Here is a 21,108-nt window from a genome sequence, read left to right as displayed (position 1 = left end):
ATCTGTGATACCGAGATGGCCGACGCCGTCGAGGCGCCGTACCGCCCATGCCGGACGGGTCGCCGCGGTCACCGTCACCGCGCTGGCCGCAGCGCTCGTCCAACCCCTCGCGGCGCGGGCGGACACACCGCCCCCGCCCCCGTCCGACGCCAAGCTCGCCGCCGAGCCCGCCCGGCACGATTCCACGCGCGAGCAGTTCTACTTCGTCCTGCCGGACCGCTTCGCCAACGGCGACACCGGCAACGACAAGGGCGGCCTGACGGGCACCCGCCTCAGCACCGGCTACGACCCCACCGACAAGGGCTTCTACCAGGGCGGCGACCTCAAGGGCCTGACCAAGAAGCTCGACTACATCAAGGGGCTCGGCACCACCGCCATCTGGATGGCGCCGATCTTCAAGAACCAGCCCGTGCAGGGCACCGGGGCCAACGCCTCGGCCGGCTACCACGGTTACTGGATCACCGACTTCACCCAGGTCGACCCGCACTTCGGGACCAACAAAGACCTGGAGAACCTCATCTCCAAGGCGCACGCCAAGGGCATCAAGGTCTTCTTCGACGTCATCACCAACCACACCGCCGACGTCGTCGACTATGAGGAGAAGTCCTACGACTACCTCTCCAAGGGCGCGTTCCCGTACCTGACCAAGGACGGCGAGCCGTTCGACGACGCGGACTACGCGGACGGCTCCAAGAGCTTCCCGGCGGTCGACGCCGACTCCTTCCCGCGCACCCCGAAGGTCACCCAGAACAACAAGGTCCCGTCGTGGCTCAACGACCCGACGATGTACCACAACCGGGGTGACTCGACCTACGCGGGCGAATCCACCACCTACGGCGACTTCTCCGGCCTCGACGACCTGTGGACCGAGCGTCCCGAGGTCGTCAGCGGCATGGAGAAGATCTACCAGCGGTGGGTCAGGGACTTCGACATCGACGGCTTCCGGATCGACACCGTGAAGCACGTCGACATGGAGTTCTGGACCCAGTGGGCCACCGCGCTCGACTCCTACGCCGCCCGGCACGGCCGCGACGACTTCTTCATGTTCGGCGAGGTCTACTCCGCCGACACGTCGATCACCTCGCCGTACGTCACCCAGGGCCGCCTCGACGCCACGCTCGACTTCCCCTTCCAGGAGGCGGCACGGCAGTACGCCTCCCAGGGCGGCAGCGCGCAGAAGCTGGCCTCCGTCTTCGGCGACGACTACAAGTACACGACGGACAAGGCCAACGCGTACGAGCAGGTCACCTTCCTCGGCAACCACGACATGGGCCGCATCGGGTACTTCCTGAACCAGGACAACCCGAAGGCCACCGACGCCGAGCTGCTCGCCAAGGACAGGCTCGCCAACGAGCTGATGTTCCTCAGCCGCGGCAACCCGGTCGTCTACTACGGCGACGAGCAGGGCTTCACCGGCTCCGGCGGCGACAAGGACGCCCGCCAGACGATGTTCGCCTCGAAGACCGCCGACTACCTCGACGACGACGAGATCGGCACCGACCGCACCCACGCGAGCGACGCCTACGACACGACCGCTCCCCTCTACCGGCAGATCAGCGCGCTCGCCAAGCTCCGCAAGGCCAACCCGGCCCTCACCGACGGCATCCAGACCGAGCGCTACGCGGCCGACGGCGCGGGCGTGTACGCGTTCTCCCGCACCGACGCGAAGACCGGCCAGGAGTACGTGGTCGCCTTCAACAACGCGGGCGAGGCCAAGTCGGCGACGTTCGGGGTCGGTTCCGCCGCCATGGCGTACCAGGGCGTCTACGGCGGCGACGCTTCCGTGAGGTCCGACGCCGACAAGAAGCTCACCGTCAGCGTCCCGGCCGGCTCCGCGCTCGTCCTCAAGGCGGCCGCCAGGCCCGCCAAGTCGGCCACCGCGCCGACGATCACCCTCAAGGCCCCGGCCGCCGGCGCCACCGGCACGGTCACGCTCTCCGCCGACGTCGACGGCGGCCAGCTCAACCGTGTCGTCTTCGCCGCCCAGGCCGGCAACGGCACGTGGCGGACGCTCGGCTCCGCCGACCACGCCCCGTACAGGGTCACGCAGGTGATCGGCAAGGACGTACCGGCCGGAACCGCCCTGCGCTACAAGGCGGTTGTCGTCGACTCCCAGGGCCGCACCGCGAGTGCCCTCGCCGCGTCCACCACCGGCACCCCGCCCGCCGAGGAGGTCCCCACCGCCTCCTCCCGCAACTACGCGATCGTCCACTACAAGCGCGAGGACGGCGACTACGCCGACTGGGGCCTGTACGCCTGGGGCGACCTCGCGGACGGCGAGGCCACCAACTGGCCCGCCAGCCACCCGTTCACGGGCCGGGACGCCTACGGCGCCTTCGCCTACGTCAAGCTGAAGCCCGGCGCCTCGAACGTCGGCTTCCTCGTCATCGACAAGGACGGCAACAAGGACGTCTCCGCCGACCGCACGATCGACGTCACCAAGACCGGCGAGGTCTGGATCGAGCAGGGCAAGACGGACGTCCTGACCGAGAAGCCGGACTACCCGGCGCAGGACAAGACCAAGGCCGTACTGCACTACCACCGCGCCGACGGGAACTACGACGGCTGGGGGCTGCACGTCTGGACGGGCGCCGCGAACCCCACCGACTGGTCGAACCCGCTCAAGCCGGTGAAGACTGACGCCTATGGCGCTGTTTTCGAGGTACCGCTCACCGAGGGTGCCACCAGCCTCAGTTACATCATCCACAAGGGCGACGACAAGGACCTGCCGTCCGACCAGTCGCTCGACCTCACGGCCGACGGGCACGAGGTGTGGCTGTTGAACGGCCAGGAGAAGTACCTGCTCCCGCAGCCCGCGGGCGCCGCGGCCGCCCTCGACCTGTCCACCTCCAAGGCGGTCTGGATCGACCGGAACACGGTCGCCTGGAACGGCTCCGACGCCGCCGCCTCCACCCAGCTCCTCTACAGCCGCGACGGCTCGATCGCGGTCAAGGACGGCGCGCTGACCAGCGACGACGAGCGCTGGCTGCGGCTGACGAAGACCAGCCTCACCGACGCCCAGAAGCAGAAGTTCCCGCACCTGAAGGCGTACACCGCCTGGACCGTCGACCCCCGTGACCGCGACCGGGTCCGTCAGGCCCTCAGCGGTCAGGTCGTCGCCTCCCAGCGGGCCGCGAACGGTGCCGTCCTCGCGGCGACCGGCGTCCAGATCGCCGGCGTCCTCGACGACCTGTACGCGGACGCGGCGACCAAGGCGGATCTCGGGCCGACGTTCAGCAAGGGCCGTCCCACGCTCTCGGTCTGGGCGCCGACCGCGCAGTCCGTGAAGCTGGAGCTCGGCGGCTCCACCGTCGCCATGAAGCGCGACGCGAAGACCGGCGTCTGGTCCGTCACCGGCCCCAAGTCCTGGAAGGGCAAGGAGTACCGGTACGTCGTCCGGGTCTGGGCGCCCAGCGTCCAGAAGCTCGTCACCAACAAGGTCACCGACCCCTACTCGGTCGCCCTGACCACCGACTCCGCGCGCAGCCTCGTCGTCGACCTCGACGACAGGTCCCTGGCCCCGTCGGGCTGGACGTCGTACACCAAGCCGAAGGCCACCCCGCTCAGGGACGCGCAGATCCAGGAGCTGCACATCCGGGACTTCTCGATCGCCGACAAGACGGTGGCTGCTAAGGACAAGGGCACGTACCTCGCCTTCACCGACAAGAACAGCGACGGCTCCCGGCACCTGCGTGCGCTGGCGAAGTCGGGCACGTCGTACGTGCACCTGCTGCCGGCTTTCGACATCGCGACCATCCCCGAGAAGAAGTCCGACCAGGCGACCCCCGACTGCGATCTCGCCTCCTACCCGGCCGACTCCGACAAACAGCAGGAGTGCGTCGCGAAGACCGCCGCGAAGGACGCCTTCAACTGGGGCTACGACCCGTACCACTACACGGTCCCCGAGGGTTCGTACGCCACCGACCCGGACGGCACCGAGCGCACGGTCGAGTTCCGCAAGATGGTCAAGGCGCTCAACGACGACGGACTGCGGGTCGTCATGGACGTCGTCTACAACCACACGGCGGCGAGCGGGCAGGCGGACACCTCCGTCCTCGACCGCATCGTCCCCGGCTACTACCAGCGGCTGCTGGCCGACGGTTCGGTCGCCAACAGCACCTGCTGCGCCAACACGGCGACCGAGAACGCGATGATGGGCAAGCTGGTCGTCGACTCGATCGTCACCTGGGCCAAGGAGTACAAGGTCGACGGCTTCCGCTTCGACCTCATGGGCCACCACCCGAAGGCCAACATCCTGGCGGTCAGGAAGGCCCTCGACGCGCTGACCCTCGCCAAGGACGGCGTCGACGGCAAGAAGATCATCCTGTACGGCGAGGGCTGGAACTTCGGCGAGGTCGCCGACGACGCCCGCTTCGTGCAGGCCACGCAGAAGAACATGGCCGGCACCGGCATCGCCACCTTCTCCGACCGGGCCCGTGACGCGGTGCGCGGCGGCGGGCCCTTCGACGAGGACCCGGGCGTCCAGGGCTTCGCGTCCGGTCTCTATACCGACCCCAACTCCTCGAAGAGCAACGGTACTTCGGCCGAGCAGAAGGCCCGGCTGCTGCACTACCAGGACCTCATCAAGGTGGGGCTGAGCGGCAACCTGGCGAAGTACGCCTTCACCGACACCGCCGGCAAGCAGGTCACCGGCGCCCAGGTCGACTACAACGGTCAGCCCGCCGGCTACGCGGACGCGCCCGGCGACGCCCTCGCCTACGCCGACGCGCACGACAACGAGTCGCTGTTCGACGCGCTGACGTACAAGCTGCCCGCCACGACCAGCGCCGACGACCGCGCCCGGATGCAGGTCCTCGCCCTGGCGACGGCCACCCTCTCGCAGGGCCCGGCCCTCTCCCAGGCGGGCACCGACCTGCTGCGCTCCAAGTCCCTGGACCGCAACTCCTACGACAGCGGTGACTGGTTCAACGCCATCCACTGGAACTGCGCGGACGGCAACGGCTTCGGCCGGGGTCTGCCGATGGCGGCCGACAACGAGTCCAAGTGGTCGTACGCAAGGCCTCTGTTGGGCTCGGTGAAGGTCGGCTGCGAGCAGATCGAGGGGGCCTCTGCGGCGTACCGGGAGCTGTTGAAAATCCGTTCGACGGAGGCTGATTTCTCCCTGGACACGGCCGCGCAGGTGCAGTCGAAGCTGTCCTTCCCGCTGTCCGGGAAGGACGAGACGCCCGGTGTGATCACCATGGAACTCGGTGACCTGGTCGTGGTGTTCAACGCGACGCCACAGGCCCAGGAGCAGCGGGTGGCCGCGCTGGCCGGGACGGCGTACGCGCTGCACGAGGTCCAGGCGACGGGCGCGGACTCTACCGTCAAGCGGTCTTCGTACGAGCGGGTTTCGGGCACCTTCGCCGTTCCGGGGCGCACTGTGGCGGTATTCACCCGCAAGTCCTGACAAGGGCATTACCTTGGTGGGGCAGACTCGATCCGGGTCTGCCCCACTGTGTTGTCCAAAGGCTCTGCACACATGGACGTCGACGGAAACCCGACAGGCACGACCGTCATGGTCGTGGACGATTCGGAAGCAAGCCGCTACGCGTTGGGCACCCTGCTGAGCCGGGCAGGGCACCGCGTCGTGCCGGTCGCCAGCGGTGCCGAGGCGCTCGCCGAGCTCGACGTACGGCTGCGCAAGGGCACCCTGCCGGACGTGGCCCTCGTCGACGTGGGGCTGCCGGACATGAGCGGCTTCGACCTGTGCCGCCGCTTCAAGGACCGGCCGCACACCGCCGGGCTGCCCGTCGTGCACTTCTCCGCCGCCCAGGTGGCCCCGGTCGACTGCTGCGAGGGCCTGGCCGCGGGCTCCGAGGCCTACCTGAGAGTGCCCGCCGAGCCCCTGGAGATCGAGGCGGTGGTCCGGGCCGCCGTGCGCAACGCACGGGTGCGGGCCGACGACCGGGCGCTGGTACGACGGCTGACCCTGCTGTCGGAGACGATCGTCACCATCCAGGCGGCGCGCTCCTTGCAGGAACTCACCGACGCGGCCGCCGAGGGCATCTCGCGGGTCACCGGCACCCCCGCCGTCGTCTTCGTCCTGGACCAGGAGGACCGGCTGTACCGGGGCCTGTCCCGGGACCGCATTCCGGTCGCCCTGCCGGACGACGGAGCCGACCGGACGGTGGCCGCACTGCTGCGGCGGCTCACCCGGGGGCAGGGCGGCGGGGTGCAGCTCACGACGGTGCCCTCCCCGCTGTGGCCGGCCGGGTACTTCCGGCCCGGTGTCGAGCACGACGCCCGGCTGGCGCTCGTCCGCACCCAGGACGGCAGGGCCACGGTGTGCCTGGCCGCGCCCGCGCGCGGGATGCGGCGGATGGGCCCCGAGCGTGAGAGCCTGCTGGCCCAGCTGACCCAGGCCACCGCGTTCGCCGCCGAACCGCTGCTCATGTACCAGGTGGAGCGGCATGTCGCCCTCACCCTCCAGCACAGCTTCCTGCCCCAGCCGCACCGGCTGCCCGAGCTGCCCGGCGTGGACGTCGTGGTCCGCTATGTGCCCGCGTCCCCGGAGACCGAGATCGGCGGCGACTTCTACGCCGTGCTGCGTACCTCAGAGGGTGTGCTCACCGCGGTCGGTGACGTCGTCGGGCACTCGCTGGACGCGGCGACCGTCATGGTGGAGATCCGGCACGCGCTGCGCGCCTACGCCGTCGAGGACAGCGACCCGTGTGTGCTCGCCGAGCGCCTCGACCGGATGCTCCAGCGCTACCACCCCGACCTCACGGCCACCGTCTGCCTGGCCCTCGTCGACCCCGCCACCGGGCGCACCCAGGTGGCCAACGCGGGCCACATCCCCCCGCTGATCGTCCGCGACAACGGCAGCGCCGACTACGTCAAGGCGGCCGGACCGCTGCTCGGCATCGGCCTGCCCCACCCGCCCGTCACCGAGCTCTTCCTCGAACCCGGCGACCGGCTCCTCATGGTCACCGACGGCCTGATCGAGACCCGCGGCATCGACCTCTCGGCCTCCATGGAACAGCTCCGCGCGGCCGCCGTCGGCTCCCTGCCGGGCCTGGACGCCCTGTGCGACACCCTCCTGGCCTCCTTCGGCCACGACAGGGAGGACGACATCGCGATGCTGGCGCTGCGGCTAGGCTGAAGTCCGTTGGCCTAGAACAGGAGTACCCATGCCGCAGATCACCGTCGACCACTCCCAGACGATCACCCCCGCCTTCGACCGGGCCGGGTTCGCCCGGGCACTGCACGAGGCGACGGTCGAGATCGCGGCGGCGAAGCCGGAGGCGTGCAAGACGCAGTTCCGGGCGAGCGAGTTCACGGCCTTCGGATACGAGGAGGACGGCCACGCCGTCGTCCATGTCACCCTCGGCCTGCTCGCCGGGCGCACCGAAGAGACCAAGGCCAAGCTGACGGAAGCGGTCCTGGAACTGCTGCGCAAGCACATCCAGGACGACCAGGGCATCGTGCTGCACGCCTCCGCCGAGGTCCGTGACCTCGACGCCTCTTACCGCAAGTTCTAGGACGCCAGCGCGATCAGCCGGCCCACCAGGTCGGCGAACGGGCTGTCGGTCGGCTCGTCGCGGAGCATGACGCGCATCAGCGCGCCCATCTCCTCGTCGTACGCGGCGCTGACCGCGGCGAGCGCCGCGAAGTCGTGCACGAGCTGCACCTCCAGCTCGCCGCGCGGAATGCGCCGGCCGTCCAGCCAGATCAGTGCCGTCGACTCGGCGAGCGAGATCCAGGAGCGGACGACCAGTTCCAGTCGCGCGGGCGGGTCGGTGACGCCCAGATGCGACAGGATCTGGTCGTACGCGGCCTGCCGTACGGAGTCGATGAGCGCGTTGGTCGCGGTGGAGCCGACCGCCGGACCGCCGCGCATCAGGGCCGCGAAACCGGGCCCGTGCTCGTCCACGAAGTCGAAGAAGCGCCGCATGACCCGGAGCAGCCGGGCCCCCAGCGGCCCTTCCTGCGGCTCGACGAACCGGCCCGCCAGATCGTCCGCCGCACGCTTCAACGCGGCCTCGTACAGGCTGAGTTTGCCGGGGAAGTAGTGGTAGACCAACGGGCGCGAGATGCCCGCCGCGGCCGCTATCTCGTCGATGGACACGTCATCGGGTGAGCGCTGGCTGAACAGTTCGAGGGCGACGCCGATCAACTGCTGCCGCCGCTCCTCGACTCCCATTCTTCGCCGTACCCCGGTAGTCATGCGAACACCTTACCGATCGGATCCGGCCCGGAACGGGCCGGTCCGACCACGGGTGTTCACAAATCCAGCACAAGCCGCTCACTTCGCGCCCGTGAAACGCAGATGAGCATCGAGTCGTCGCGCTCGGCGTCGGTCAGCAACTCGTCCCGATGGTCCACCTCGCCCTCCAGCACCCGCTGTTGGCAGGTCCCGCAGAAACCCTGCTCGCAGGAGTAGAGGGTGTTCGGCAGCTCCGCCCGCACGGCCGCGAGGACCGTGGAGTCCGCCGGGACCGTCAACGTCCGCCCGCTGCGCCGGAGTTCGAGCTCGAAGGCGCCGCCCGGCGCGGCGGCCCGCGGGGTGAACCGCTCCGACCGCACCTGCGGGAAGCGCTCCTCGACCGCCGCCGTCAGCCCTTCCGGTCCGCAGCAGTACACGGCGGCGCCCTCGGGCACCTCCAGCGCGTCGAGGTCGGGCACCCCGGCCACGACGGTCACCTGGTCCAGCCGCTCCAGCTCCGCCAGGAACGGCATCGACTCCCGCGACCGCCCGCAGTACAGCAGCCGCCAGTCGGCGCCCGCCGGCAGGGCCCGCAGCATCGGCAGGACGGGGGTGATCCCGATGCCGCCCGCGACGAAGACGTACGACTCCGCCTCGACCAGCGGGAAACGGTTGCGCGGCCCGCGCACCTCGATCTCCATGCCCTCGGTCAGCTGCTCGTGCACCTCGCGCGAGCCGCCCCGCCCGTCCTCGACGAGCCGGGTCGCGACGGTGTACGAGGAGGTGTCCGCCGGGTCCCCGCACAGCGAGTACTGGCGTACGAGTCCCGACGGCAGCACCAGGTCGAGATGCGCACCGGGCTCCCAGTGCGGCAAGTCCCGCCCCTCCAGGCGCAGTTGCACGACTCCTTCGGCGACCTCCTCGCGCGCGGCCACCAGCAGCCGGAGCGCCCGGGAGCGGGGCCGCCCGGAGACCGGCTCCTCCAGGGCGGGCATCGGCCACAGCGGCGAGACCCGGATACGGCGGCGCATGGCCCGCCGGGCGAGCAGCGCGGCCCCGGCGACGGCCGCGACGGTCAGCGGCTTCGGCATCAGGCGGCACCCTTCTCGGCGGCCAGCGCGGCGGGGGACTGGGCGAGATAGGCGACCGCCTGCTCGGTGCAGCCCTCCTGCGAGGGGTGGTAGGAGCGGCTCAGATAGCGCGGTATCGACCGGAGCATGTCGCCGGTCCCGGGCAGCACACCCCGCCGCCCGCGGACGTAGAAGTCCTTGAAGCTCGCCCTGCCGTCGACGAGCGTCGGGTCGTTCTCCATGAAGAACCGCGCCCCGCGCTGCCAGAGGAACACCAGCGTCGCGAAGGCCAGCGCCCAGGTGCGCACCCGGCGCCGGTAGCCGCCGTCCACGTGCATGAAGAGCTCGAAGGCGACCGACCGGTGCTCGACCTCTTCGGCGCCGTGCCAGCGCAGCAGGTCCAGCATGGTCGGATCGGCGCCCCGCCGGTCCAACTCCTCGGCGTTCAGCACCCAGTTGCCGAGGAACGCGGTGTAGTGCTCGATGGCCGCGATGGTCGCCACCCGCTCCATCAGCCACCACCGGCGCGCCCTGCCCGGCGGCAGTGTCCGGTCGCCGAGCAGCTTCTCGAAGAACCAGTCGATCTGCGCGGTGTACGGCGTCGGATCGAGGCCCAGCTCCTTCAGGTGCGGCAGGACCTCGTCGTGCGCCTGGGAGTGCATGGCCTCCTGGCCGATGAACCCGATGACGTCCTCGCGCAGCCGCTCGTCCCGGATGAGGGGGAGCACCTGCTTGTAGACGTGCACGAACCAGCGCTCGCCGGCCGGCAGCAGCAGGTGGAGCACGTTGATGGTGTGGGCGGCGAAGGGATCACCGGGCACCCAGTGCAGCGGGGTGTCGTCCCAGGAGAAGGACACCTTGCGGGCCTTGAGGTGCACCCGGTCCTGCGTGTTAGACATGGCGTCAATGTACTGACGGGTAGGGCGAGCGGGAACCCCTGTGCGGCCTGTTATTTACACCGGCGTCAGCAAGCGAGTGTCAGCGCAGCCCGTTGATGGCCCGCCCGTCGGCCAGCGTCCCCTTCAGCCCGGCCTGCGCGCCTTCCTTCGCCTTCACGGCCAGCAGGTTCCCCCGGCCCGAGCCGCGCACGGCGCCGGTCGTGCTGATCGACGCGGTGTTCTTGCCGCCCGCCGCCAGCAGGTACCAGGCGCCCGACCCCGACTTCCACAGCACACCAGCCAGCACGTTCGGGTCGCGGGGGCCGCACGCCGGGACGTTCTCGCCCTGCGCCGCGACCGCGCCGTACGCCGAACCCGGAGTGCGGAACTGCGCCAGCGTGCGGGTCCCGCCGCCGCGCCAGGTCTCCGCGCGCGTGCACACCCAGTCCGCCGCCCCGCCCGCCTCGGGCAGCGGCTGCTCGGCGTACGCCCACGCGTTCACCGTCCGTACGCCGGCCGAGCGCATCGCGCCCAGCGAACAGGCGTACGGCGCCCAGGTGCGCAGCGCCTCCGCGCCGGACGCCTCGTGCGCCGCGCCGGGGCGGCCGGTGGTGAGGCGGGCCGGGACCAGTTCGCCGAGGTCGCTCAGCAGGCGGGTGCCGGAGCGGTCCGTCAGCTGGAGCACGTTCCAGGACGTGCAGCCGCCGTTCTGCTGGGCCGGGCCCGCCAGCGGCGAGGTGACGCCCTTGGTCAGGGTCAGGTCCATCGCGCCGGAGCCGGGCTTGAGCAGGTCGCGCTCGGCGGCCTTCCGCACCCAGGGCGCCAGCAGATAGCGGACGTTGCCGTCGGCCCGGCCCAGCACGACCGCGCTCGCCTCACCCGGGGTCGCCCCGTCGACGCGCGCGAAGTCGAGGGCGGCGCCCTTGGTGCCGTCCTTCGGCTCGGCGTAGCGGGCGATGCGCAGACCGTCGTAGAGGATCACCACGCGCGCGTTGTCGACGAGTCCCGCGTACAGCAGCTGCGGCGGGCCGGCGGGGCCGCCGGACGGGGTGCCGGGGGTCGCGGAGACCTGGACGGTCTCGCCGGGGCGGGCCCAGACGGCGAGGGCGCGGCGCAGCAGCGCGGTGTCGTGGGCGAGTTCGCCGCGGGCGGGCCAGACGGAGAAGTCGTTGCGGGAGGCGGCCTGCCAGGCGGTGGCCGGGACCCGGGTCAGATTGGCGGGGTCGAGGGCAGCCTGCGCGGACGGGTTCTGCGCGTACGAGGGCGCGGCGGCGCCGTCGGGGCCCCAGCCGTCGCCCGGCAGACCGAGCAGCGCCCCGCACACGGCGACCGCCGCCGCGGCGGCGAGCGCGGCCTTCAGGTGCTGCCTGCGGCGCATCAGGTCGGTGGGCCGCGCCTGGAGCGAGCAGGCGTCGAACTCGGGGGAGTCGAGGAGGGCGTACTGCGCGGGCACCTCGCCGGCCTCTTCCAGCGCCTCGTCCGGGTCCGCCGCCCCGGCCTCGGTCAGCACCCGGCGGACCTCGCCGTCCGGGAGCCGCTCCAGACCGCGCAGGACGTAGGCGGCGCGGGCCTCGCCGGACAGCGCGGACAGTCGCTGGTCCAGGGCGAGTTCGTCGGCGCCGCCCGAGCGCGGGAAGAGCCTCAGCCCCCACACCTGGGGGAGCAGCGGAGGCAGTTGGGCGCGCTTGGGCCAGGCCCGGAAGGTCAGCGGCAGACCCGCCTCCAGCGCCGCACGCAGCACCTGGAGGCGGACGAAGGCGTACCCGGGGTCGCCGTCGCGGCCGGTCGACTGGGCCGGGATGACCGGCGTCGAGGCCCGGCGGCGCGGCAGGGCGCGCTGCGTGAGGGCGTGCGCGGTCAGGACCCGCCGGTTGCGGCCGAGGCCCGGCGGCAGCACCAGGTAGGCCAGCCGGACCAGCCGTGGGTAGTGCTCGACGAGCGCGGCCTCGGCCTGTTCGACATCGACGAACGGCTCGGCGGAGGCGGACGGTGCGGGGCGCGGGGCGACATCCTGTGACTGCACGTTCAGCAGAACGAGCGAATCGTGCGTTGGTCACCGCCGACCGGGTGACTCAGTCGTCAGGCTCGACCAGTGCGCGCGCGTAGTTGGCCATCGACCGCTGGTAGCGCGGCAGATGAGGGGCCAGGGCGCCGAGGACCAGGGAGAGGCCCTCGCGGTCGCGGCCCAGGCTGGACAGGCACAGGGCGAGGCACGCTCGTACGGCGTCGTCCAACTCGTCGGATGGGGCGTCCAGTTCGGGCGTCAGGAGCTTGACGCCCTCCTCGGCCTGGCCGATGTTCCGCAGCGAGCTGGAGAGCTGGATCTTCGCGCGGCGCCCCTTGTAGCCGGACAGCCCGCGCGCCAGCGCCTCCCGGTACAGCGGGGCCGCCTTGTCCGAGTGGCCGGTCGAGTCCCAGGCACAGGCCTGCTCGAAGGGGCCGAGCGGACTGTCGTCGGGGAGTTCGGCGACGAGGGCGTCGATCACCGCGCGGAACTCGTCGGCCCGCTCCTCGGGATAGTCGTCGAAGGTGGCCCACGCGGCCGTCACGCGCTGTTCCCAGTTCTCGTTCACCGGCACACTTTCGCACAGGCGTGCCCACTGGGACAGCCGATTTGAGCGCAGCGTGCTCCCCGGCCGTATGGAAGGGGACGGGCACCCAGGCCCACGGGAAGGTTCCGGAGGAACAGATGAGGTTGACCCGACCGATGCTCGCGGCGACGGCAGCCGCGGCGGTCCTCGTGCTGGCGGGCTGCGGCTCCGGCGACGGCGACGACAAGGCCGCCGTGCCGGAGACGGCGAGCGGCAGCCTGGAGCACCTGGCCGCGGAGGTGGGCTGCAAGCCGACCATCCAGATCGACGCCGACGAACTCCGCCAGGCCTCGTGCCGCAAGAGCGACGCCGACGGAAAGTTCCTGCTGGCCACCTTCGCCACCGACCGCGGCCAGCGCGAGTGGATCGACGGCGCCAAGGACTACGGCGGTCACTACCTCGTCGGCCGCAAGTGGGTGGCCGTCGGCGAGACGAAGAAGGTGACCGCGACGCTGCGCAAGACGCTCGGCGGGGACATCGAGGAAGGCCAGGATCACAGCGCGCACGCCGGTCACTGAACAAGAAGAACCCGAAGAAACCGAAGAACAAGAAGAACCCGAAGAACCCGAAGAACACGAAAGAGCCGGCGGTGGGAATTCCACCGCCGGCTCTCTCATGCGCTAGCTAGCTCACTGGCACCGCTGGCCGCTGTTGATGCAGTTGACCATCTTGTTCATCAGGTTCGTGGAGAAGAAGTTGATGAAGTCGTTGTGGTCGGTGATCGGCTTGTGCAGGTTCTCCGGGAAGGTGTCCACCGCGTACGGCTGGATCACCTGGCCGTTCTGGAGCTTCGGGGCCGGGACGTTGTAGACGAGCCGGACCTGGAGCTGCGGGATCGCCTTGAAGCCGTTGGCGCAGGAGCCGTCGGCCTGGACGAACGCCACGTGCGTACGGTGGTTGGCGCTGTCGATGTTCTTGCCGTCCCAGCAGCTCTGGAAGTTGGTCGTGCGCACCACCTGGCTGCCCTGCGGGCAGATCGGGTACTTGTCGTGCAGCTGGACCTTGTTCTCGAAGCCGGTGCAGCTCCAGTTGACGTTGGCGTTCGCGTTGCCGTTGACGAAGGCCTTCGCGTCACCGGTGATGATGCGCAGGGCCGTCGGCATCGCGACGACGTTGCCCTTCTTGTTGCCGACGAACTTGATCTGCGCCTGGGAGGCCTGAAGGATCTTGCCGACGTTGCCCTCCTTGCCACCGCCGTCCTTGTTCTGGTCGAAGTCCTGCGTGCCGTTCTGCAGGCGCAGTACCGGCCAGAAGTACGAGGACTTGTCGCCCTGGTTCTGGCAGGTGCTCTGGGCCCCCGCCAGCTCCTGGTCGCTCGCGAAAGCGTCGTTGCTCTGGTTGCCGACGTAGTCGTGCAGGTGGTGGGCGCCGTTGCTGACACCGGGCGCCACGATCACGTTGTCCGTGTTGTGGTTCTTGTTGCCGTTGGTGCCGCACTTGGTGATGAACACACCCCGGGAGCCGGAACCGCCGTTCGCCTTGAGGCCGTTCTGGCCGACGCCCAGCTGCGCGTTGCCCTGCACCTTGGTGATGTCCACGAAGTCGGCGGCCGTCGGGCCGTTACCGCCCTGCCCGTTCTGCTGCTGGCCGCCCTGCTGCTGACCACCGTTCTGCTGGCCGCCGTTCTGCTGCTGGCCACCCTGCTGCTGGCCACCCTGCTGTTGGCCGCCTTGCTGTTGGCCGCCGTTCTGCTGCTGGCCGCCGGCCTGACCGGCGTTGGTCTGCGGCTGGGCCTGGACCCCGGTGCACGCGGCGAGCTGCGACAGATCCGCGACCTGCCCGCCGGCCCGCTGGATGTTGATCCGGATGCGGTCCAGAGCGGCGGACCGCTTTTCCTTCAGCGGGCCGAGGATCGCGTTCTGCACGAACCCGGGGTCGCCTGCCTGGGCCTGGCGCGTGGACGCCAGCCGGGCGTACGCCTCGGTGATCTGCTTGTCGAGGTTCGCCAGCTCCGTACTCACGCCGTTCCGGGCGCCGTTCGGGACATTCGTCAGCTTCTGGCCGACGTCCGGGCACTGGATCGTGGCGATCTGTGCCGCGGCGGCCTTCACCTGGTTCTGGCCCGAGTTCGACTCGTGAGCCGATGCGTAGAAGTTCGCCCAGACAAGCCCGCCCCCACCGAGCGCTAGGGCTGCCGATCCGGCCACGACCTTGGTGGTCATCGACGTACGGCGTTTGCGATTGTTGCGTCCCATGGAACTCCTCTGACTTCCTTGCGGGGCTATCGAGGCGCCCGACAGGAGTGAAGCGGCGTCGTTCCATACGGACGTGGTCCCAAGGGTGTTCAGCCGTCCCACAAACAAATCAGAGGATTACTCGGCGATGCGGCCCCAACAGCCGCTTGAGCAGCGGACGTTACAGAAAATCAGCGACTGTTCACCGGCCTTGGTCCAGATAGGCGAGGACCGCGAGAACGCGCCGATTGTCGTCGTCCGACACCTCAAGGTCCAGTTTGGCGAAGATGTTGGAGGTGTGCTTGGCAATGGCCCGTTCTGTGACGACGAGCTGGGCCGCGATCGCCGCGTTGGACCGGCCCTGCGCCATCAGCTCCAGCACCTCCAGCTCGCGCGGGGTCAGCCGGCCCAGCGGCTGGTCGGCGGCGGCCCGCCGGGTCAGCAGTTGCTGGATCACCTGCGGGTCCATGGCCGTACCGCCCGCCGCCACGCGGTGCACCGCGTCCACGAACTGCGCCGCGTCGAACACCCGGTCCTTCAGCAGATAGCCGACCCCGCCGGTGCCGTCGGCGAGCAGCTCACGCGCGTACAGCTGCTCCACGTGCTGCGAGAGCACCAGCACGGGCAGCCCCGGCCTGGCCCGCCGGGCCGCCAGCGCGCACTGCAGCCCCTCGTCGGTGTGCGTGGGCGGCAGCCGTACGTCGACCACGGCGACGTCCGGCTCCAGCTCGGCCAGCGCGCGGGCGAGCTCGGGGCCGGACTCGACGGCGGCGGCGATCTCGAAGCCATGGGCTTCCAACAGCCGGACCAGCCCGTCCCGCAGGAGGAACAGGTCTTCGGCTAGGACAACGCGCAAGGGATCTCCATGGTGACCATGGTGGGACCGCCCGCGGGGCTGCTGACGGCCAGGACGCCGTCGAATGTACCGAGCCGGCGCTCGACCCCGGCCAGTCCCGACCCGGCTCCGATCACCGCGCCGCCCTTGCCGTCGTCGGTGACGCTGATCCGCAGGGTGCCGTCCGTGTGGTGCAGGTCGATCCAGAGCCGCTGGGCGTCCGCGTGCTTCACGGCGTTGGTGAGCACCTCGCTCACCGCGAAGTACGCCGCCGACTCCACCGGCGCGTCCGCCCGCCCGGGCAGCTCCACCGTCACCTCGGCCGGCAGCGGCAGCCGCAGCGCCAACGCCCGTACGGCGTCGCCCAGTCCGCGCTCGGCGAGCACCGGCGGATGGATGCCGCGCACCAGGTCGCGCAGCTCGGCGAGGGCGTCCACGGAGGACTTGCGGGCCTGCGCGAGCAACTCCTTCGCTTTCTGCGGGTCCTTGTCGAGGAGCAGCTCGATTGTGCCGAGGTCCATGCCCATGGCGACCAGCCGGGCCTGCGCCCCGTCGTGCAGGTCCCGCTCGATGCGCCGCAGTTCGGCGGCGGAGGTGTCCACGGCGTCCTGCCGGGTCTCCGTCAACACCCGTACCCGCTCGGCGAGTTCGGCCTGACTGGGGGTGAGGAGGGCGCGGGTCAGGCGGAAGTGGGAGCGCAGCGCGGGCGCGGGGAGCCGCCGGCACAGCAGCAGGAGGACCAGCGCGAGCGCACCGGCGCCGAACGCGGAGACCTGCCCGGTGACCGGCACGAAGGCGTACCAGTACCCGTCCGGGAAGGCCCGCCACAGCCCGGCGGCCACCGCGAGCCCCTCGATCGGGTAGAGCAGCAGCACGGCCGGCAGCAGCGCGGTGATGAACCCGGCCGTCATGTCGGCCGGCAGCCACCTGAGGTCCCGCCAGGTCGCCGGGTCACCCAGCATGCCGAAGGTGCGCCCCCAGGGGTTGGCGTTCGCCGGGAGCGGCCGGTACGCCGACGGGATCCGCACCCCGCCCCACTCGGCGGCGACGACCCGGCGCCAGTCCGCGAACGCCCGCACCCCGCTCAGCACCCACGGCGTGGTGACGATCCCGACGCCGATCGGGATGAGCGCGATCGACACCAGCGACAGCACGAAGCACAGGACGGCACCCGGCAGCACGACCAGCGCCAGCCCGAACCCCCGTACCGCCGCCAGACCCGAGGTCCGTGCCCACGTACCGACCCTGCCGTGCTGTGTCTCGATGCTCATGGCAGCAGTCTCGCCGAGGCCCGGTGCCGGGTCACGGGGCCTGGCCACCCGGTCAGGGGGTGGTGCCAGGTACACCCCCGGCGAGGGCCAGTACCTTCGCCTCCACCTCCGGGTCGAGCCCCACCGCGGGCCGGTCCGGCCGCTGCGGCGCGGTGCCGCCGATCTCCCGCAGCCAGCTCCAGGTGCCGGTGACGGTCTCGGTGACGGGACGGCAACGCAGCCCGGTGTCCAGGGCCTTGGTGACGTCCCCGGTGTGCAGGGCCGCATGCAGGTCGCTGCCCGGCGGCACCCACACCGGCAGCTGTGTCCAGGGTTCGATGCCGGCGCCGAGGACGACGTCCGGGTCGGTCCAGCACAGCTCGGCGTCGGAGCCGGTGACCTCCGCGCACGCCTCCAGGAGGCCGCCCATGGTGGTGTGCCCGCTCGGCGCGACCAGGTTGTACGGCCCGCTCAACCCCCGCTCCACCGCGCCCAGCATCCAGTCGGCGAGGTCGCGGACGTCGATGTACTGGAGGGGAAGATCCCGCGGGCCGGGGGCGAGCACGGGCCCGCCCCGCGCGATCCGGTTCAGCCACCAGGGCAGCCGCCCGATGTTCTCGTACGGTCCGAGGATCAGCCCCGCCCGGACGAGCAGCGAGCGGTCCGCGCCGAAGGTCTCGGTCGCGGCCAGCTCGCCGCCCCGCTTGTCACGGGCGTAGTCGCTCTGCTCGGCAGCGGCCGAGGCACCCGCCACCAGGGGAGCCTCCTCGGTGCTTCCGGCGGCCGGGGGCCACGCGTACACCGAGCCGCTCGACACGTAGACATAGCGCCGTGCGCGGCCCCGCAGCAGCCGCGCCGCGTCCCGTACCGCCCGGGGCGCCGCCGACCAGGTGTCGACGACGGCGTCCCAGGTGTCCGTGCCGTCGAGGGCGGTGAGCCCGTCGGGTGCGGTGCGGTCGCCGTGCAGCGACCGCACCCCGGCCGCGGGTGCGTGCCGTCCCCGGTGGAAGACGGTCACGTCCCAGCCGCGCCCGAGCGCCGCCTCGACGACGGCCCGCCCCACGAACTCCGTACCACCCAGCACCAGAAGTCTCATGGGGGAGACTCTGCCCGGTGGGGCGGCCGTGTGGAACGGGCCTCTGCCGTCAGCAGACAGCCGTCAGCGGTGAGTGACGTCAACGCCCGGTCGGCGGCGCGTACTTGTAGCCCACCCGGCGGATGGTCTGGATCGCCTGCCGGTGCTGGGCGCCCAGCTTGCGGCGCAGCCGGGCGATGTGGACGTCGACGGTGCGGCCGTCGCCCACGTGGCCGTAGCCCCACACGGTGGTGACCAGCTGGTCGCGGGTGTGCACCCGGTGCGGGTTGGCGACGAGGTGGGCCAGGAGCTCGAACTCCAGGTACGTGAGGTCGAGTTCGACGCCGTTCACCTCGGCGGTGCGCTGCACGGTGTCGATGCGGACGAGCGGTTCGTCGTCGCTGTCGGCACCCAGGGCGCCGAGGGCGCCGGGAGCGCTGGGGGCAGCATGGGCACCGGTCGCGGCCCGCTCGGTCGGCAGCAGCGGCTGCTGGTCGGCCGGGACGAGCACCAGGTAGCCGATCATCGGCGGCTGACCCGGCAGCGTGGGCAGTGTGTGCTGCGGGGCGGGCAGCCAGGTGGCGCCCGGCGGCAGGAAGTCCGCCACGTGCAGGACGTCGTCGGGGCCGACGGCCCTGAGCCGGTGCCGCGGACCGGACTCCGCCGGGGCGGTGCCGAGGGGGGCGGGAGACAGGGAACGAGTGGTCGCCATGAGGGTCAGCTCTTTCGCGCGAGGAGGTCGTCCCGGGGACGGGTCGTCCCAAGACGTGGATCGACTGCGCGCTGGCCGAAGGCCGGACGGGGTGTGTACGGCTTTAGAGGGCCCGCGCGTTCATCACGCGGCAACACACCCGGTCGAAGTCGTGGTGCTGACGGGAAGGCCAGAACGGCTCGAGGTCATGGCGACCTGTCGCGCTGGGGTTCTGGAAGCTGGCCATGCCCACATTGAAGCAGACACAAGCCCGCAACAGGACCCTCCTCTCACAGCTTGGACGCTTCCTTGACGAGAAACTGACGTTGCGTACGTCATCCCACCAGGCGTTTGCGCCAGTTCAGGGGGCCGACATCGATGGCCCGGCCCGGATCGCCGTCCCACTGGGTGGACAGCCCGACGGTGGTGAGGGCGGCGACGACCTCCTGGCCGACGGCGGTGGTGGTCTCGTCCGAGCCGTCGAACCCGCCGTAGTAGAGGGCGAGTCCGTGGCCCTCGGCGGCCTGCTCGGTGACCTGTTGATGGAAGAAGACGTATCCGCGCGCGTCCTCCCGCTCGGCGCCGATCTCGCCGGTGCCGCAGCTCCGGCAGCAGGCGAAGTTCTCCCGGGCCGTGATCCCGGCGGCCTCCAGGGCCTCGAAGGCGCGGGTGAGCCGCTCGGGGTCGGTGACCCCCTCCCAGGCCTCCTGCTCGGCCACCCGCTCCAGCCACAGCCTGTCCACCAGCCGCTGCGCCTGGGGCTTCGACACGGGCCGTTCGTCGCCCTTGACCAGGTAGTCCTCGGCGATCTCGGCCAGCACCCGGCGGGTGTCGTACCCGCAGCGCAGCCGCACCCGCACCCGCTCCTCGACCGTCTTGCGCACCTCGTCCGGAAGGTCGGGAACCTCCTCCCGGGGACCCAGCTCGATCAGCTCCCAGTCGACGCCCGCGTCCCAGTCGGCGTCCTGCCGGGCCCAACCGGTCAGAAGGTCCGCGGTCCGGCCGACGTCGGTGAGGTCCGTACCGAAGAACTCGTCGTGGCTGCGCCGGTGCTCCAGCCGGTACGCCCCGCCCTCCTCGTGCCACACCTGGGCGAAGACGTCCGGGAGGTCCGGTATCCGCTGGACGATCAGGAACCGGTCCCGCTCGCCCCCGATCCGCTCCACCAGCCCGCTGAGCCGCTCCGCCGAAATCCGCGCGTGCGTCTGCCAGTTCTCGGTCTCGACCTTGATGTCCAGACCCCCGTCGATCTCCATGCCCCCACCCTGTCAGACCCCACTGACAACGCACCGAGGGGCGTCCACCGCAGTCGGTGGACGCCCCTCGGCTACTGCGCGGATCAGATCTGGCCGGCCTTCTCCAGCGCGGTGCAGCAGGTGTCGACGATCAGGCGCGTCACGACGTACGGGTCGACGTTGGCGTTCGGACGGCGGTCCTCGATGTAGCCCTTGCCGTCCTTCTCGACCTGCCACGGGATACGGACCGAGGCGCCGCGGTTGGAGACACCGTAGGAGTACTCGTTCCACGGGGCGGTCTCGTGCAGACCGGTCAGGCGGTCGTCGATGCCGGCGCCGTAGTTCTTGACGTGGTCCAGCGGCTTGGAGCCCTCACCGAGCGACTCGCACGCGGTGATGATCGCGTCGTAGCCCTCGCGCATCGCCTTGGTGGAGAAGTTGGTGTGCGCGCCGGCGCCGTTCCAGTCGCCCTTGACCGGCTTCGGGTCCAGGGTCGCGGAGACGCCGAAGTCCTCGGCGGTGCGGTAGAGCAGCCAGCGGGCCACCCACAGGTGGTCCGAGACCTCCAGCGGGGACAGCGGGCCGACCTGGAACTCCCACTGGCCGGGCATGACCTCGGCGTTGATGCCGGAGATGCCGAGACCGGCCTTCAGGCAGTTCTCCAGGTGCGCCTCGACGACGTCACGGCCGAAGATCTCGTCGGCGCCGACACCGCAGTAGTAGCCGCCCTGCGGGGCCGGGAAGCCGCCCTTCGGGAAGCCGAGCGGGTAGCCGTCCTTGAAGAACGTGTACTCCTGCTCGATGCCGAAGATCGGCTCCTGTGCGCCGAACTTCTCGGCCACCTCGGCCAGCGCGGCACGGGTGTTGGACTCGTGCGGCGTGAAGTCGATGTTGAGGACCTCGCACAGCACCAGGATGTCGTCGCCGCCGCGGATCGGGTCCGGGCAGGAGAAGACCGGCTTGAGCACGCGGTCCGAGGAGTGCCCCTCGGCCTGGTTCGTGGACGACCCGTCGAAGCCCCAGATCGGCAGCTCCGCGCCCTTGGCGTCGTCCGCCAGGATCTTCGTCTTGGAACGGAGCTTGGCCGTCGGCTCGGTGCCGTCGATCCAGATGTACTCAGCCTTGAAGGTCACGGGCCACATCCTTCGGGGTGGGTCTCT

16 protein-coding genes are annotated in these 21,108 nt (G+C 70.8%); 4 read left to right on the top strand and 12 right to left on the bottom strand.

The window, feature by feature from the left end; translation table 11 throughout:
* Window positions 1–4 precede the first annotated feature (4 nt).
* The 3 genes from pulA (at window position 5) to CRP56_RS12200 (ending at window position 7,484) form a co-directional block, all read left to right on the top strand.
* Window positions 5–5,410 (top strand): pullulanase-type alpha-1,6-glucosidase, encoded by a 5,406-nt coding sequence (gene pulA, locus CRP56_RS12210; RefSeq protein WP_097263196.1) that lies wholly within the window; start codon window positions 5–7, stop codon window positions 5,408–5,410.
* 72 nt (window positions 5,411–5,482) lie between these two features.
* Window positions 5,483–7,105 carry a fused response regulator/phosphatase gene (locus tag CRP56_RS12205; protein WP_097263194.1) on the top strand — a complete coding sequence of 541 codons (1,623 nt, stop codon included), beginning with the start codon at window positions 5,483–5,485 and terminating at the stop codon, window positions 7,103–7,105.
* Between the two features lie 28 nt (window positions 7,106–7,133).
* Window positions 7,134–7,484, top strand: a complete 351-nt coding sequence (locus CRP56_RS12200) for a 5-carboxymethyl-2-hydroxymuconate Delta-isomerase (protein WP_097263192.1) — start codon at window positions 7,134–7,136, stop codon at window positions 7,482–7,484.
* On the opposite strand, the gene CRP56_RS12195 is transcribed toward CRP56_RS12200, so the two are convergent.
* The 5 genes from CRP56_RS12195 to CRP56_RS12175 form a co-directional block, all read right to left on the bottom strand.
* Complete coding sequence (locus tag CRP56_RS12195; RefSeq protein WP_097263189.1) at window positions 7,481–8,170, bottom strand: TetR/AcrR family transcriptional regulator; 690 nt, start codon at window positions 8,168–8,170, stop codon at window positions 7,481–7,483. The genes CRP56_RS12200 and CRP56_RS12195 overlap by 4 nt on opposite strands.
* Before the next feature lie 56 nt (window positions 8,171–8,226).
* Window positions 8,227–9,240, bottom strand: a complete 1,014-nt coding sequence (locus tag CRP56_RS12190) for a PDR/VanB family oxidoreductase (RefSeq protein WP_097263187.1) — start codon at window positions 9,238–9,240, stop codon at window positions 8,227–8,229.
* Window positions 9,240–10,118 carry a metal-dependent hydrolase gene (locus tag CRP56_RS12185; RefSeq protein WP_097263186.1) on the bottom strand — a complete coding sequence of 293 codons (879 nt, stop codon included), beginning with the start codon at window positions 10,116–10,118 and terminating at the stop codon, window positions 9,240–9,242. The genes CRP56_RS12190 and CRP56_RS12185 overlap by 1 nt, the downstream gene beginning before the upstream one ends.
* Before the next feature lie 79 nt (window positions 10,119–10,197).
* Window positions 10,198–12,120 carry a hypothetical protein gene (locus tag CRP56_RS12180; RefSeq protein ID WP_097263184.1) on the bottom strand — a complete coding sequence of 641 codons (1,923 nt, stop codon included), beginning with the start codon at window positions 12,118–12,120 and terminating at the stop codon, window positions 10,198–10,200.
* A 49-nt stretch (window positions 12,121–12,169) separates the two neighbouring features.
* Complete coding sequence (locus CRP56_RS12175; protein WP_097273962.1) at window positions 12,170–12,688, bottom strand: tetratricopeptide repeat protein; 519 nt, start codon at window positions 12,686–12,688, stop codon at window positions 12,170–12,172.
* A 98-nt stretch (window positions 12,689–12,786) separates the two neighbouring features.
* Here CRP56_RS12175 and CRP56_RS12170 point away from each other — a divergent pair, with 98 nt between their 5' ends.
* A complete protein-coding gene (locus CRP56_RS12170) occupies window positions 12,787–13,206 on the top strand; it encodes a hypothetical protein (protein ID WP_097263181.1) in 420 nt (139 codons plus the stop codon).
* A 111-nt stretch (window positions 13,207–13,317) separates the two neighbouring features.
* Here CRP56_RS12170 and CRP56_RS12165 read toward each other — a convergent pair whose 3' ends face one another.
* From CRP56_RS12165 to glnII, 7 genes are all read right to left on the bottom strand, one after another.
* Window positions 13,318–14,883, bottom strand: a complete 1,566-nt coding sequence (locus CRP56_RS12165; protein WP_097263179.1) for a DUF1996 domain-containing protein — start codon at window positions 14,881–14,883, stop codon at window positions 13,318–13,320.
* Between the two features lie 181 nt (window positions 14,884–15,064).
* Complete coding sequence (locus tag CRP56_RS12160; RefSeq protein WP_097263177.1) at window positions 15,065–15,718, bottom strand: LuxR C-terminal-related transcriptional regulator; 654 nt, start codon at window positions 15,716–15,718, stop codon at window positions 15,065–15,067.
* Window positions 15,703–16,968: a sensor histidine kinase gene (locus CRP56_RS12155; protein WP_097263175.1), complete on the bottom strand. Its 1,266-nt coding sequence runs from the start codon at window positions 16,966–16,968 to the stop codon at window positions 15,703–15,705. Before CRP56_RS12155 ends, CRP56_RS12160 begins: the two co-directional genes overlap by 16 nt.
* 52 nt (window positions 16,969–17,020) lie before the next feature.
* A complete protein-coding gene (locus CRP56_RS12150; protein WP_097263173.1) occupies window positions 17,021–18,043 on the bottom strand; it encodes an SDR family oxidoreductase in 1,023 nt (340 codons plus the stop codon).
* A gap of 79 nt (window positions 18,044–18,122) precedes the next feature.
* A complete protein-coding gene (locus CRP56_RS12145) occupies window positions 18,123–18,734 on the bottom strand; it encodes a winged helix-turn-helix domain-containing protein (RefSeq protein ID WP_097263171.1) in 612 nt (203 codons plus the stop codon).
* A 314-nt stretch (window positions 18,735–19,048) separates the two neighbouring features.
* Window positions 19,049–19,969, bottom strand: a complete 921-nt coding sequence (locus CRP56_RS12135; RefSeq protein ID WP_097263169.1) for a DUF6891 domain-containing protein — start codon at window positions 19,967–19,969, stop codon at window positions 19,049–19,051.
* An 83-nt stretch (window positions 19,970–20,052) separates the two neighbouring features.
* Complete coding sequence (glnII, locus tag CRP56_RS12130; protein WP_097263166.1) at window positions 20,053–21,081, bottom strand: glutamine synthetase; 1,029 nt, start codon at window positions 21,079–21,081, stop codon at window positions 20,053–20,055.
* Window positions 21,082–21,108: the final 27 nt, after the last annotated feature.

This window comes from Streptomyces sp. TLI_55 (assembly GCF_900206255.1).
Lineage (GTDB): Bacteria > Actinomycetota > Actinomycetes > Streptomycetales > Streptomycetaceae > Streptomyces > Streptomyces aquilus.
This window is presented reverse-complemented; position numbering and strand designations above follow the sequence as displayed.

Coding starts and splice junctions, on each gene's coding strand:
- CRP56_RS12155 (WP_097263175.1), bottom strand. CDS start 16,968: ATGAGCATCGAGACACAGCACGGCAGGGTCGGTACGTGGGCACGGACC.
- CRP56_RS12195 (WP_097263189.1), bottom strand. CDS start 8,170: ATGACTACCGGGGTACGGCGAAGAATGGGAGTCGAGGAGCGGCGGCAG.
- CRP56_RS12200 (WP_097263192.1), top strand. CDS start 7,134: ATGCCGCAGATCACCGTCGACCACTCCCAGACGATCACCCCCGCCTTC.
- CRP56_RS12135 (WP_097263169.1), bottom strand. CDS start 19,969: ATGGAGATCGACGGGGGTCTGGACATCAAGGTCGAGACCGAGAACTGG.
- CRP56_RS12150 (WP_097263173.1), bottom strand. CDS start 18,043: ATGAGACTTCTGGTGCTGGGTGGTACGGAGTTCGTGGGGCGGGCCGTC.
- CRP56_RS12170 (WP_097263181.1), top strand. CDS start 12,787: ATGAGGTTGACCCGACCGATGCTCGCGGCGACGGCAGCCGCGGCGGTC.
- CRP56_RS12165 (WP_097263179.1), bottom strand. CDS start 14,883: ATGGGACGCAACAATCGCAAACGCCGTACGTCGATGACCACCAAGGTC.
- CRP56_RS12190 (WP_097263187.1), bottom strand. CDS start 9,240: ATGCCGAAGCCGCTGACCGTCGCGGCCGTCGCCGGGGCCGCGCTGCTC.
- CRP56_RS12185 (WP_097263186.1), bottom strand. CDS start 10,118: ATGTCTAACACGCAGGACCGGGTGCACCTCAAGGCCCGCAAGGTGTCC.
- CRP56_RS12205 (WP_097263194.1), top strand. CDS start 5,483: ATGGACGTCGACGGAAACCCGACAGGCACGACCGTCATGGTCGTGGAC.
- CRP56_RS12145 (WP_097263171.1), bottom strand. CDS start 18,734: ATGGCGACCACTCGTTCCCTGTCTCCCGCCCCCCTCGGCACCGCCCCG.